This window comes from Parvimonas pharyngis, assembly GCF_046569675.1.
Classification (GTDB): domain Bacteria; phylum Bacillota; class Clostridia; order Tissierellales; family Peptoniphilaceae; genus Parvimonas.
Map to the genome: position 1 here is coordinate 274,663 of NZ_JBKICJ010000001.1, position 14,749 is coordinate 289,411.

Annotated in this window: 11 protein-coding genes and 1 other RNA gene; all 12 read right to left on the reverse strand. The window is 23.8% G+C overall.

Features of this window, described 5'->3' with window-relative positions:
• Position 1 precedes the first annotated feature (1 nt).
• The gene (gene mutL, locus ACLGL0_RS01300) at positions 2–1,852 is read right to left on the reverse strand and encodes a DNA mismatch repair endonuclease MutL (protein WP_411013330.1); all 1,851 of its coding nucleotides are present in this window, start codon (positions 1,850–1,852) and stop codon (positions 2–4) included.
• Positions 1,853–1,865: 13 nt separating this feature from the next.
• Positions 1,866–4,451: a DNA mismatch repair protein MutS gene (gene mutS, locus ACLGL0_RS01305; RefSeq protein WP_314557616.1), complete on the reverse strand. Its 2,586-nt coding sequence runs from the start codon at positions 4,449–4,451 to the stop codon at positions 1,866–1,868.
• 11 nt (positions 4,452–4,462) lie between these two features.
• Entirely contained in the window at positions 4,463–5,779 is a 1,317-nt protein-coding gene (miaB, locus tag ACLGL0_RS01310) for a tRNA (N6-isopentenyl adenosine(37)-C2)-methylthiotransferase MiaB (RefSeq protein ID WP_399544194.1), read from the reverse strand.
• An 11-nt stretch (positions 5,780–5,790) separates the two neighbouring features.
• On the reverse strand, positions 5,791–6,258 hold the full coding sequence (gene smpB / locus ACLGL0_RS01315; RefSeq protein WP_411013331.1) for an SsrA-binding protein SmpB: 468 nt from the start codon (positions 6,256–6,258) through the stop codon (positions 5,791–5,793).
• Between the two features lie 4 nt (positions 6,259–6,262).
• A complete protein-coding gene (rnr, locus tag ACLGL0_RS01320) occupies positions 6,263–8,365 on the reverse strand; it encodes a ribonuclease R (RefSeq protein WP_411013332.1) in 2,103 nt (700 codons plus the stop codon).
• Positions 8,366–8,424: 59 nt separating this feature from the next.
• Positions 8,425–8,753, reverse strand: an RNA gene (rnpB, locus tag ACLGL0_RS01325) — RNase P RNA component class A.
• 6 nt (positions 8,754–8,759) lie between these two features.
• Positions 8,760–9,542 (reverse strand): Nif3-like dinuclear metal center hexameric protein, encoded by a 783-nt coding sequence (locus ACLGL0_RS01330; protein ID WP_314557619.1) that lies wholly within the window; start codon positions 9,540–9,542, stop codon positions 8,760–8,762.
• A complete protein-coding gene (locus tag ACLGL0_RS01335; protein ID WP_411013333.1) occupies positions 9,532–10,212 on the reverse strand; it encodes a tRNA (adenine(22)-N(1))-methyltransferase in 681 nt (226 codons plus the stop codon). Before ACLGL0_RS01335 ends, ACLGL0_RS01330 begins: the two co-directional genes overlap by 11 nt.
• 4 nt (positions 10,213–10,216) lie before the next feature.
• Positions 10,217–11,365 (reverse strand): RNA polymerase sigma factor RpoD, encoded by a 1,149-nt coding sequence (gene rpoD / locus ACLGL0_RS01340; protein WP_314557621.1) that lies wholly within the window; start codon positions 11,363–11,365, stop codon positions 10,217–10,219.
• A complete protein-coding gene (gene dnaG / locus ACLGL0_RS01345; protein ID WP_411013334.1) occupies positions 11,358–13,169 on the reverse strand; it encodes a DNA primase in 1,812 nt (603 codons plus the stop codon). The genes rpoD and dnaG overlap by 8 nt, the downstream gene beginning before the upstream one ends.
• Positions 13,170–13,173: 4 nt before the next feature.
• Positions 13,174–13,872, reverse strand: a complete 699-nt coding sequence (locus tag ACLGL0_RS01350; RefSeq protein ID WP_411013335.1) for a DNA recombination protein RecO — start codon at positions 13,870–13,872, stop codon at positions 13,174–13,176.
• Positions 13,853–14,749, reverse strand: coding sequence for a GTPase Era (gene era, locus ACLGL0_RS01355; RefSeq protein ID WP_314557624.1), 897 nt, complete (start codon positions 14,747–14,749; stop codon positions 13,853–13,855). The genes ACLGL0_RS01350 and era overlap by 20 nt, the downstream gene beginning before the upstream one ends.

Here is a 14,749-nt window from a genome sequence, read left to right on the forward strand (position 1 = left end):
TTTAATCCTTAAAAAATATTTTTTCAAAGTCTAACTTAGAAACTTTTCTTAAGACTTTCTTATCATAAAAATTTATATCTATGTTTATTTTAGATAAATTCATCAATAATTCTTGAACTTCAAAATCTGTTAGATTAGTATTAATTTTTTTCTTACAAACAATTTTATATAATGACTCGTCAAACACTCTATTATCTTTCAATAATAATTCATCAAACATAGCGCTTATATCTTCTTTATCTATATTATCATTTAATTCAGTTGGCATTGTTCTTATAGCTATTGAATATTCATCAAACATGTCAGCTTCGATACCTAAATTATCTAGTTTATCTTTAATATTTTCAAATATAGTCATTTTATACTCATTTAATTCTAAAATAATTGGAAATAAAAGAAGTTGTTTAGTTATAGTTTGCTTATAATAATTATTTAATAAATTTTCATATAACAATCTATATTTCGCATTTAAAATATCTATAATTATAAATTCATCATAATCTGATAAAAGTATATATTTTTCAAATATTTTTCCTAATAATTTATAATCTAATATATTCTTACTATCATTTTTACTATCATTAGTGAATTTTATTTGTTCTTTAATAGGAGTTTTTTCAATTGTTTTATTATCAATGATATAACTCTCTGTATCATCTTTTTCATTTATTGTTTTTATATCATCATTTTTAACTTTAAATAAATCTTCATAAGAAAATTTATTTATTATATTTTGATCATTATAGTCTTCATCATAAACAATAGTTTCAACTATATCATTTTCTTCGGGTAGTTTTTTGATATTATCATTGATATATAAAATTTTATCATTTAGTTCCGTTTTTAATGATATAAAATCACTAGTTGTATTTTTTAATACAATATCAGTAATATTGTTATTTAAAAGATTTAATAATTTGTCTTCAAAAATAAATTTAATTTTTCTTTTATTAGGATGTACATTAATATCTATTAAGCTCGGATTTACTTCAATAAATATTACAAAAGAAGGAAATTTTCCTTTTGGTATTAAAGTAGATATTGATTTTTCAATTATATTTCTAATCTTTTCATCAAAAATATATCTTCCATTAACAAATAAATACTGACAGTTCCTACTTCCTTTATAAAAATGATTATTTGAAATATAACCATATATTTTATAGTCAGAATCGTTTATATCAACTGCCATTAAATTTTTATAAAAATCATCTTTAAATATATATTTTATATTATCTTTAAGTTCATTTTTTCCTGTTGTTTCAAATACTACTTTAGAATCTTTAATATATTTAAAAGATATATTAGGATTTGATAGAGCAAACGAATTCATTAAAGTAGTAATAATTGAACTTTCATAAGCATCTGATTTTAAAAATTTTTTTCTAATAGGTACGTTATAGAATAAATCTCTTATATATATAGTTGTTCCAAAATTCATACCTATCTTATTTTTTCTTTTAATTTTAGTATTTTCTATAAAACAATGAATACCAAACTCACTATTTTTTGTTCTAGTATTTATGTCTACCTTTGAGATTGATGAAATACTAGCTAATGCCTCTCCTCTAAAACCAAAAGATAGAATTGAATAAATATCTTCAAAATTATTTAATTTTGATGTTGCATGTTTTGTAAAAGCTAGTTCAATTTCATTTTCTTCAATTCCACAACCATTATCTGAAATCATTATTTCTTTTTTTCCAGCATTTTTAATTTCAACTTTAATTGTAGTTGCTCCTGAATCAATCGAATTTTCAACTAATTCTTTTATTACAGAGTATGGATTTTCTATAACCTCTCCAGCAGCAATTTTTTGAATTGTATCTTCTGATAGTAGTTTAATAGCCATAAATTTCTCCTAATTAATTATTTTCATTTTTTGAAATATTTATTAAATCATTTAATATTGCAAAAGCTTCCATCGGACTAATTTTTTCTATATTAATATTATTTAAATTAGTTATTATTTTATTACTATTTATTGAATTATCTATATTTGTATTTTTGGAAATATCTTTTTCAATCTCTATCTCTTTTCTTTCAATACTATCTAAGATAATTTTTGCGCGATTAGTTACTTCAATTGGAATACCTGCTAATTTTGCAACAGCAATTCCATAACTTTTATTTGCACCACCATCCATTATTTTTCTCAGAAATACAATTTCATCATTTTCTTTATCCTCTATAACTTGGATGTGTTTGTTTTTTACACAATTAAACATATGCTCTAAATCTATAAGTTCATGATAATGAGTAGCAAATAATGTTTTTGAATGTATTTTGTTTATAATATATTCTAAAATTGCCCAAGCAAGACTAAGCCCATCAAATGTTGAAGTTCCTCTACCTACTTCATCTAGTATTATCAAACTGTCTTTTGTTGCATGTCTTAATATATTATTAACCTCTTTCATCTCAACCATAAATGTACTTTCACCTTTATATAGATTATCAGAAGCTCCTATTCGTGTAAAGATTTTATCAACAATAGAAATATTAGCACTTTCAGCTGGAACATATGAGCCAATTTGAGCTAAAATAACAATTAAGGCTAATTGTCTAATATAAGTTGACTTACCACTCATATTTGGTCCAGTAATAATTTGTACTAAATTATTTTTTTGTCCTATATTTAAATCATTTGGAATAAATTCGTTTGATGAATTTAAAAAACTTTCAATAACTGGGTGTCTACCATTTATTATCTCAATTATTCCATCTTTATTAATATTTGGTTTACAGTAATTATGCTTAAATGCAACAACTGAAAGTGAAAAGAGTGAATCAATAAAAGAAATAATATCTGATAATTCTTGTAATATTTTTATATTCATCTTTATTGTATTTCTTATTGATATAAATATTTCATATTCTTTTTCAATAATATCACCCTCTGAGCCAAAAATCATATTTTCAATAGTAGTTAACTCATCTGTTTTGTATCTATTTGCATTGGTAAGAGTTTGCTTTAATTCAAAATACTCAGGAACTAAGTTTTGATATGACTTTGTTACTTCAAAAAAATAGCCTGTTTTTTTATTATATATTAATCTTAAATTTTTTATTCCAGTATTTATTTTTTGTTCAACTTCATATTTAATTAATTTTTCTTTTCCTTGTATTTTACTATTCCTAATTTTATCTAATTCTTCATCGTATCCTATTTTTATTAAATTACCTTCTTTTAATAGTATACCAACATCTTCTTGTATTGATGAATCAATTAAATTATATATATAAGTAGTGTCAGGTATTTTTAAAGCTAAACTTGAAAATAAAGAGTTACTATTTAAAAATAGCTTTTTAATCTTTGGAACTGCATATAAAGAATTTTTTAAATGAATTAAATCCCTAGCATTACAATTTCCAAAAGATATTTTAGAATTTATTCTTTCAATATCAGAAATGTTACTTAATTGTTCTTCTAAGTCATTTCTTAATTGAGAATTAAAAATTAAAGTCTCAACTAAATCTTGCCTAATTTTTATCTTTTCAATTTCAACAAGTGGTTGATCTAACCATTTACTTAGTAATCTAAATCCCATTGGAGTTTTAGTAAAATTTATTACTGATAATAATGATCCATTAATATCGTTACTAAAATTATTTTTTTTAAGTTCTAAATTAATTCTAGAATTTGCATCAATTCTAAGATAATCTGTTAATTTATATATATTAATATTTTTAAAGTCATTTAATTTAACATTAAATCTACATACATAACTATAAAAGTTGTCCACTGAGAAAAGTAAAATTTTATTATTAAGATTATCATTATAAAAATTCTTATTATTATCAATTAAAGATTTAAAATTTAAATCAATATCAACTTTAGTAATCATAATTCTAAGATTTTTAAATAATTTAATTATGCTTTTTTCAAGAGATTTTAATATATTTGAGTTAATAATAACTTCCGATGGGTTTATACGAATTACTTCTTCTTCGAGTATAGTTATTAAATTATCTCTATTCATTTCAAATATACTTGTAGAAAATATTTCACTAGTTGAAATGTCAGAATAAGTAATACTTAAATTAGTTGAATCCATATAAATACTCATTATATAGTTATTCTTATTACCAGCTATTTCATCAAATTCATCAATTGTACCTGGTGTAACTAATTTAATAACTTCTCTCTTAACAATACCTTTTGCAAGTTTTGGATCTTGAACTTGTTCACATATAGCTACCTTAAATCCTTCAGATACTAACTTATATAAGTAAGGTTTAACAACATGATGAGGAATTCCACACATTGGCGCAGTATTTCCACCGCCGCAATCTCTTTTTGTTAGAGCTAAATCTAATATTTTTGAAACTACTTTTGCATCTTCAAAAAACATTTCATAAAAGTCACCTAGCCTATAAAAAATTATACAATCATTATAATTAGACTTAACTTCTAGATATTGTTTAATCATTGGTGTAAAATCACTCATAATTACTCCTTCTAAACTAATTCTCCTTCAAGTGCAAATGAATTATGTCCAGTTATTTTTACATTAACTAATTGTCCAATATTTCTCTTTCCACCTTTAAAATGTACTAATTTATATCCTCTTGTTCTTCCAGTAAGAATTTCTGAATTATTCTTACTTATACCCTCAACTAACACTTCGTATGTTTTACCAACACACTCTTTATTTTTTTTGTAAAATATATCGTACATGGTATCAATAAGTCGTTGAAATCTCTCCTGCTTAATATCATGTGGTATTTGATTATTCATTTCGGCAGCTTTTGTACCTTTTCTTATTGAATATAAAAAAGTAAACCCTTGGTCATATTCAACATTTTCAACTAAACTTAAAGTATCATTAAAGTCTTCTTCAGTTTCACCTGGAAATCCTACTATAATATCTGTAGAAAGTGTAATATTAGGTACCTTTTCCTTTAATTTTCTGATTAGATCTAAATAATGCTCTCTAGTATAAACTCTATGCATATCTTTTAGTATTCTATTACTTCCAGATTGAAAAGGTAAGTGTATATTTTCACAAACTTTATCTAGATTAGCAATTGCTTCTATTAACTCATCTGAGCAATCTTTTGGATGACTTGTTAAAAATCTTATTCTTTCAATACCTTCAACTTCATTTACCATTTTTAACAATTCTGGAAATGAAACTTTTGGTCTTAATGTTTTTCCATATGAATTAACATTTTGTCCTAATAATGTTATTTCTTTATATCCTTTATTAGCTAATTCTTTTATTTCATTAATAATACTTTCAGGAGTTCTGCTAATTTCTTTTCCTCTTGCATATGGGACTATACAAAAAGTACAATAATTATTACATCCTGTCATTATATTAACATATGCAATAAATGGGTGTTCTCTATTTATTGGAGTATCATCATCCAATATATCTTCTTCTTCAATATCTACAATTACCTCTCCCGTGCTTCTATGCCTTGATATAAGAGAAGGTAATCTCGAAATATTCTTTGTACCAAAAATTATATCTACATGTTTATATTTAGAAATTATTGTTGCTCTAGCATCTCCTGTTTGCATCATACAACCACAAACTGCGATTATCATTTCAGGCTTTTTTCTCTTTAAATTTTTTAGTGCACCTAATTGTCCATAAACTTTTAATTCTGCATTTTCTCTTACTAAACACGTATTATAAATAATAAAATCAGATTTTTCTATATCATTTTCTTTTTCATAACCTAAATTTTCAAGCAAATAAGATATTTTTTCTGAATCATGATGATTCATTTGACAACCATAAGTTATAATTGTATATTTTTTATTCAAAAAATTCACCTCTATTTATATTTGTTTTTTAACGCAAATTGAATGTTTCTTTCGTGTTCTTTTTCAAGCATACTATCCCTCTTATCATAATTTTTCTTACCACGAGCAAGTGCAATATCTAGTTTTATCCAACCATTTTTTATATGCACATTTAATGGTATTAATGAATATCCTTTTTCCTTAGTTTGACCAATAAATTTATTTATTTCTCGCTTATTTAATAGTAATTTTCTTTCTCTTGTAGGTTCTAAATTAAAAATATTTCCATGGTCATAAGGTGTTATATTCATTCCATAAATATATACTTCTGCTTTTTTTATTAAGCAATAACTTTCCTTTATAGAAACTTTTCCTTGTCTTATACTTTTAACTTCAGTTCCTGCTAAAGAAATTCCTGCTTCTATAATATTTTCTATAAAGTAATCATGTCTTGCTTTTTTATTGTTAGCAATTGTCTTTATAGTAGTTCTATCTCTCATTTTATCACCTATTTAAATAAAAATATATTTCATTGCTAATTTCATTAACTTTAGCTACTATTATTTCAATTTCCATACCAATATCAAATACATTTCGACTTCTCTTTCCAACAGCAGTCAATGTTTCTTCATTAAATTCATAATAATCATCTGTAATATCTTCATATTTAATAAGACCTTCCACTGTGTTATCTAATTGTACAAAAATTCCAAATGATGTTACTGAAACAATAATTCCATTAAAAACTTGTCCAATCTTATTTTTCATATATTCAACTTTTTTGATATCCTCTAGTTTCCTCTCAGCATCTATAGCCATTATTTCTGTATCATTGATATGATTAGATGTTATATCTAAATAATCTAAATAATTTTTTGCTATTTCATTATTAGCATGTAAATAATTTTTTAATGTTCTATGAACCGTTAAATCCGCATATCTTCTAATAGGAGAAGTAAAATGACAATATAAAAAAGTTGCTAATCCAAAATGAATATCAATATTTGAAGAATATTGGGCCTTTGACATTGATCGTAAGATAGTATAGTTTACAAAACTTGATTTATTAGTATCCTTAAACTTATCAATTATATTACTTAAAAATTTTGATGTAAATTGATCAATAGATTGAATATTTACATTTAAATGTCTTAAATAATTTTTTAGAATTTCTAGCTTTTCTTCAGTTGGTTTTGGATGAAGTCTATATATTATTGGAATATCCTCATCTCCAAAATGTTTACCAACAACTTCATTTGTACAAATCATAAAAGATTCTATTATCCTATTAGCTATACCATTTATTTTTCTAGATATATTTTCAACTTCGTCATCTTTATTAAATGATATATCAATCTCTGGTAATTCAAAGTCTAATGTACCTCTATTTTTTCTTTTAATAGTAAGTATTTCATCTAATTTTTTCATTAAATATAGTTTTTCTTTTAAAACATCATCTTTATAAATATTACTATTATTAGCAGTATTATCTAAAAACAATGATACATCGTCATATACTAATCTATAATCACTATTTATAACTGACTCGTAGAATTTATAATCTTTTACTAATCCAGAATTACTTATTGTCATTTTAACTGTAATAGCAAGTTTATCAGTATTTGGATTTAAAGAACAAAGGTGATTAGATAATAATTCAGGCAACATAGGTACAACATAATCAAATAAATATACACTATTCCCTCTTTTGTAGGCTTCTCTATCTAATTTACTATCTTTTTTTACAAAATGGGATACATCTGCAATATGAACATACAGTATAAAATCATTATCTTTTTTTTCAATTGAAATTGCATCATCAAAATCTTTTGAGTCTTTACCATCAATTGTAACAGTAAATAATTTTCTAAAATCAACTCTATTTTTTATTTCTTTTTTTATATCAAAAACTTCTAATTCTTCTAGTTCTTTATATAATTTATTAGGAAACTTATATGGAATTCCAACTTCTTCTAAAATAGAAGCTATCTGAACATTCTTATTATTTTTATTTCCTAAAACTTCAATTATTACACCTTCTGGATTTCTCTTTTTGTCAGGATACTCAGTAATTTTACATATTACTTTGTCATCTGTTTTAGCACCATTTTTATCACCTTTTTTGATAAAAATATCATAGTTATATTTAAAATCATCCGGAACTACAAATCCAAAATTTTTGTTTTCAGTAAAAGTTCCTATAATTATATTATTATTCCTATTTAGAACTTTTACTACCCTTCCTTCCGCTTTTCTATTTATTTCTTTATTCTTTATTATTTCTATCTCAACATCATCACTATGATTCGCGTTATTTAGCTCATTTTTTGGAATAAAAATATCGTCAATTTCATCATCAGATACAAAAAAAGCATTACCTTTTGGTGTAAAAATAATTTTACCTTTTAATGTTTTATTTTTTTCATAAATACTATATTTATAATCATTACATGATATTTTTTTACTCTTAAATAGAGAATCTAATACATTAAAAAAATGTTTTAAATTAGCAAAATTAATATCTAATGCAACTGCAAGTTCTTCTTTAGTTAGCGGAAAATAATTCTTTTTTTTCATAAAATTTAATATTTGTTTCTCTAAATCCATTAAACTCTCCTTTTATAAAAGTAAAAAAATATAAGGTAATACCTTATATTAAATTATGTATATTAAGCAAAACTATAAGCCGTGTTCTGTATTTGACAATCATCTATCTAGACAAATTGTTACCAATTTGTTCAAGCAATCTACCTATGAACGTAGCGAGCAACTACAAAAGTTCAATCTTGATCTTGCACCGAATGGGGTTTACATAGCCATATAGTCCCCTATATGCTGGTAAGCTCTTACCTCACCTTTCCACCCTTACCATAAATGGCGGTATATCTCTGTTGCACTAGCCTTAGGGTCGCCCCCACTGGACGTTATCCAGCATTCTGCTCTATGGTGCACGGACTTTCCTCGTAAATAATCACGCGATTGTCTGTCTTACTTAATATTTTTAAAATATATTTCTTTTAAAAATGTTATTATTGTAAATAGAAATCTTTAAATTAAGATTTTTACTGTTTAGAAATTCTAGTAAAGATTCTAATACAATGACTTCTGATTCATAATGTCCTAAGTCAATTATATTAATACTATTTTCTAATGCGGATTGAATATCATGATACTTAAAATCAGAACTAATTAGTATATCTACATTCTTACTTATTGCATTATTTATGGAAAATGCTCCAGAACCTCCAAGTACCGCAACCTTATAAATATTCTTTTCGAAGTCTCCATAAAATACTATAGGTTGTATAAAATTTTTTTTTATTTGTTCTATATAATTTTTACAACTTATTAAATCAATATTACCTACAATACCATAGCCTAGTCCATTTTTATATTCAACAAAAACTTGTCTTTTATTTTGCAAAAAACATTTATCAGCTAATATTTTATTAACACCATTTTCATGTAAATCTAATGGTGTATGAATAGAAATTACATTAATTTTATATTTTATTAACAATTCAATTTTTCTATAACTATCTGATTTTGAGTCTAAAAATTTAATCTTTTCAAAGAATAAAGGATGATGAGATATAATACAATTAATTTTATTTTCTATTGCAAATTTTATTGCATCAATGGTAATATCAAGTGATAATAAAATTCCTTTTATATGATCATCATAATTTCCAAATTGGAATCCAGTATTATCCCAATCTTCTTGTAAAAAAAACGAATACTCTTTATCCAATATTCTTAAAAGATCTCCAACTTTAAAAACCATTCAAAATTCCTCTTATGCTTTCAACTAATTTATTTATTTCAGAAATTCTACTATTTCTATTACTTTCTTTTTTAATTTTTTCAATGATAATACTATATTTTTTTAATTCACTCTCTAAATAAATTTTTAAATTTTCAGATTTGTTTTTTATAAGTTCTTTACCATATAAAAATTCAAGATCACTATTATAAAAGTCTTTTCCTCTTTTAACCTTTATAATTTGATAGTATTTTTTATTTTCTATAGCATCAGACTCTTTATCAATAACAAAATTATTTTTAAATAAAAATTTCCTTAAAATATCTAACGAATTATTTGGTGATAGTATTAAATAATTCGCTGTCTTTGCTATATGAAGATTTTTTTCTAGTATTTCTTTTATGAGTATTCCTCCCATTCCGGATATTATTATAGTGTCAACTTCAAATTCTTCTATACAATCTAATCCGTCAGATACTCTAGTATCAATATTAGCAATATTATTATTATACAAAAGTTTTTGTTCTAATTTTTCTAAAGAATCCTTACTTATATCAGTAGCAATTATTTTTTTTGAAATAGATTTTTTTGATAATTCAATTGGAATTATACCGTGATCTGTTCCTATATCTGCCACAATTGAATTATAATCAACTAAATCACAAATTTTTTTTAACCTTAAACTACTCATAATTTTATTCCAAGAAATCCTTTAGCTTTTGGCTTCTACTAGGATGTTTTAGTTTTCTAAGAGCTTTTGCTTCTATTTGTCTTATTCTTTCTCTTGTAACTTCAAATTCTTTTCCAACTTCTTCCAATGTTCTTGGGGTACCATCATTTAAACCAAATCGTAGTTCTAAAACTTTTTTTTCTCTCTCAGATAGAGTACTTAAGACTTGATTTAACTGTTCTTTTAGCATTGAAAAATTAGCTGCTTCATCAGGAGCAATGGCCGTTTCATCTTCAATAAAATCTCCTAAATGACTATCATCTTCTTCTCCAATTGGAGTTTCCAAACTTACAGGTTCTTGTGCAATTTTTCTAATTTCATTAACTTTATCAACCTCAATACCCATATGCTCTGATATTTCTTCATTTGTTGGTTCTCTACCAAGTTCTTGAACTAATTGTCTTTCAATTCTTACTAGTTTGTTTATAGTTTCAACCATATGAACAGGTATTCTTATAGTTCTTGCTTGGTCTGCTATAGATCTAGTTATGGCTTGTCTAATCCACCAAGTCGCATAAGTGCTGAATTTAAATCCTCTTCTAAAATCAAACTTTTCAACGGCTTTCATTAAACCCATATTTCCTTCTTGTATTAAATCTAAAAATTGCATTCCCCTACCAACGTATCTTTTTGCAATACTAACTACAAGTCTTAGATTAGTTTCAGCTAATTTCTTTTTAGCCTCTATATCTCCTGCTTCCATATTTTCAGCTAATATTCTCTCTTCATCAGCACTAAGTAATGGGATTTTTCCAATTTCTTTTAAATACATTTTTACTGGGTCATCAATGTTAAAACCTTTTAAATCTGAAAAATCTTCTAATTTTATTTCTTCATCTTCAACATCGTCCTTTTCATCATCTAAGTCGATTAAATCATCACTAATTTCAATATCTTCTAAATTTTCGCTTTCATCAATAAATTCAACTTGATTTTCAACTAATTTAGTTTTTATTTCTTCTATATCATCAATATCAATAAGATTAAACAAATCTAAAGATTCAAGGTACTTATTATTAACAAAGCCGTTATGGTCATTAGCGTACTTTGTTAGTTCCTCAATTATTAGAATTTTTACTTCATCATATTCAATATCATTTAATTTATTACTCATGATGAACCCCTTTCTCAATATTTTTAAGTTTTTTATTTAACTCCATCAACTTTTTAACATTAAAATTTAAATTAGAAATTACATCTTCATTATTTCTATCCATATTTCTTAATGTTTCTATATTTTTAGTTGTTTTTCTAATTTCAAAATTTAAAACAGTAATATCTAATAATTTGATATAATCTAAAATTGATAATTCAACTTTTTCATCATAACATTTTACAATATATTCTACAATTTTTAAATCGTCATTACTATTTGCAAATTTATCAATTAATTTAGACGGAACAGTTATCATTTTATTCTCTGCATTATTTTTAACATAGCAAAAAACATTATATAAACCTGTACCCTTTATTAACTGTTCAAGTTTATAACTAATTTTTAACACTTTGCTTTCACATCTCATTAGTAATATAATACCCATTATTAAAACTTTTTTGTCAGAATTTAACAATAAACTATCTTCTTTATACCTCTCATCAGATATATTAGTACTTTCAATTATTCTACTATCATTTTGATAAAAATTCTTGTAGTCTTCCTTCAAAGATTCTTTATCAAACCCAAACTCATTTGATATCTTATTAACATATAAATCTCTTAATATATTAGTATCAATTTTTGATAAAAACAATAAAATATTCTCATAAAAAATTGAATTTTCAGTTATAGAATTCGAATTCTTTTTGTTTTTTTTCAAAATTTCATAATTAAAGCCATTAATGTCATATGGATTATCAACAAGCTTATTAAATTCACTTATTCCAAATTTTTTAATATAATCATCAGGATCTAGTTTATCCGGAAGAAGAATAATATTTGGTTTAATAGATAATTCATTAAATATCTGATTTGTCTTATTAGCAGCACTTATACCAGCATTATCCCCATCATAACATAAATATATATTATTTCTGAAGTACCTTTTAATTAACTTAGCTTGAGTCTCGGTAAAAGCAGTTCCTAAACCAGCAACAGCATTTGTTATACCTCTTTGATATAATGAAATAACATCCATATAACCTTCTACAATTAGAACCTTATCTCTAATATTATTTTCTATTATTTTGTCAAGTCCATAAATATTTTCTCCTTTTTTAAATATAATACTTTCAGGAGAATTTAAGTATTTAGCATTATCATTAACAATTGTTCTTCCACCAAATCCTATTATCTTTTTTTTCACATTTAAAATAGGAAATATTATTCTATTTCTAAATCTATCAATATAATCTCCATTTTTTGTTTTAATTATAAGACCTAATTCTTCAGCAATATCTATGTTTAAATTTTTTAATTTTAGTTCATTATATAATGATTTCCAGTTGTCATCAGCATATCCAATAAAAAATAAATTAATTGATTTCTGATTTATACCTCTATTTAGTAAGTACTGCTTAGGTATAGAATTTTCCATCATATTTTTATAATAAAATCTAGCAGCAAATTCATTTATTTTATAATAATCTTCGTAATTCTTATTTTCAGAAAAATTATTTGAACTATCATATTCAATTTGAATACCAAATTTATCTGCTAGTTTTTTTATTGTGCTAACATAATCTATTGAATCAATTTCCATTACAAAAGATATGCTATCGCCATGCTTTCCACAACCAAAACAATGAAAACTATTAGTTTCAGGATAAATAAAAAAAGAAGGTGTTTTTTCATTATGAAAAGGACAGTTTCCCGTATAATATCTTCCACTCTTTTTTATAGATAAATAATCACTCACTACAGAAACAATATCTGCTTTTTCTTTGATTTCTTCGATTTTTTCTTTTTTTATATAAGACATCATATCACCTTAAATTATAACTATTCAATCTATATACATTAAAATTAAGACATAATGCATTTACTAAAAGGCCAAGAATTCTTTCCTTATTTACTTTAAAGTCTATAGTTTCAAAATTTCTAATACTGTCTGAATGGTAAAGCAAATAAATATAGTTATATTCAAAATTATTAATAAGATAATTATATTTTATATGCATTTTTAAATTTGAATTTATTAGTAACTCAGAAATATCAAAATTATAATAATCTAAGTATTTATTGTTTTCAAATATTATGTGGTATCCATTATAAAGTAAATATTTTAAAATAAAATAAGTTAATAACATATTATAATCTAAATATTTAGTCTGTAATATTTCATCGATTAAGTTATATACTTCTAAATTCTTTAACTCTTGAACATTAGTTTTTAGAATAATTTCAGATAAAATATTTAGAAATAGTATCTGGTCTTTAGATTTAAATTTATAAAAATCTATTAATTCATATTCATTACAATAAAAAAATTCATTTTTATACATTAGTTTAAAATTATAGTTAGAGTACAAAGATAAAAACATCTCTGAATTTTTTGTATATATAGATATAAATCCAAATTCATCTGTATAAACTTTATAAATTTTTCCTTTATTAATATATGTATTTTCCGAAATAACAAATCCATTTACACTATTATAAATACTATTTTCTAAAATATCCAAATTCTTTCACCTTAAATGATTTACTTCTCCAATCATCATCTATTTTAACAAATAATTTCAAATTTACCTTTGATTCTAAAAAGTTTTCTATATCTAATCTAGCAGATTTTCCTATTTTTAATATCATACTTCCGTTTTTACCGATAACCATTCCCTTATGAGATTTTTTTTCAACACAAATTACTGCATCAATGTCAACTATTGGTTTATCTTTTCTTAAAGAAAATTTTTCAATTAAAATATTGATACCATGTGGAATTTCATCTCTTAATAGATTAAGTGTTTTTTCTCTTATTATTTCTGCAACTATATCTCTTTCTGTTAGATCTGTAATCATATCATCAGAATAGTATCTTGGTCCAAACGGTAAAAAAGATTTTATACTATCAATTAAATTATATACATTAGTTCCTTCTGATGCAGATATTGGTATAATCTCGTCAAATAAGTTCATATCTTCATATTTTAATATAATTTTAGATAAATCTTCAGAATTTAAAGTATCAATTTTATTTATAACACAAATTTTTGGAAGATTTATCCTTTTAAGAATATCAATTATTTGATTATCTAGTACTCCAATTTCTAAATTACTATCAACCATATACAAAATTAAATCTACATCTTTTAAAGAATTTTTTGATTCTTTTAGCATAAATTCTCCTAATTTATTTTTAGGATTTTGTACGCCTGGAGTATCAACAAATACTATTTGAGAATCAAGTGAATTGTATATTAACTTTAAATTAAATCTTGTTGTTTGAGGTTTATTAGATATTATTGAGATTTTTTCTCCAATAATTCTGTTTAATAAAGTTGATTTCCCAACATTAGATCTGCCAACAATACTAACAAACCCTGATTTTAAATTATTCAT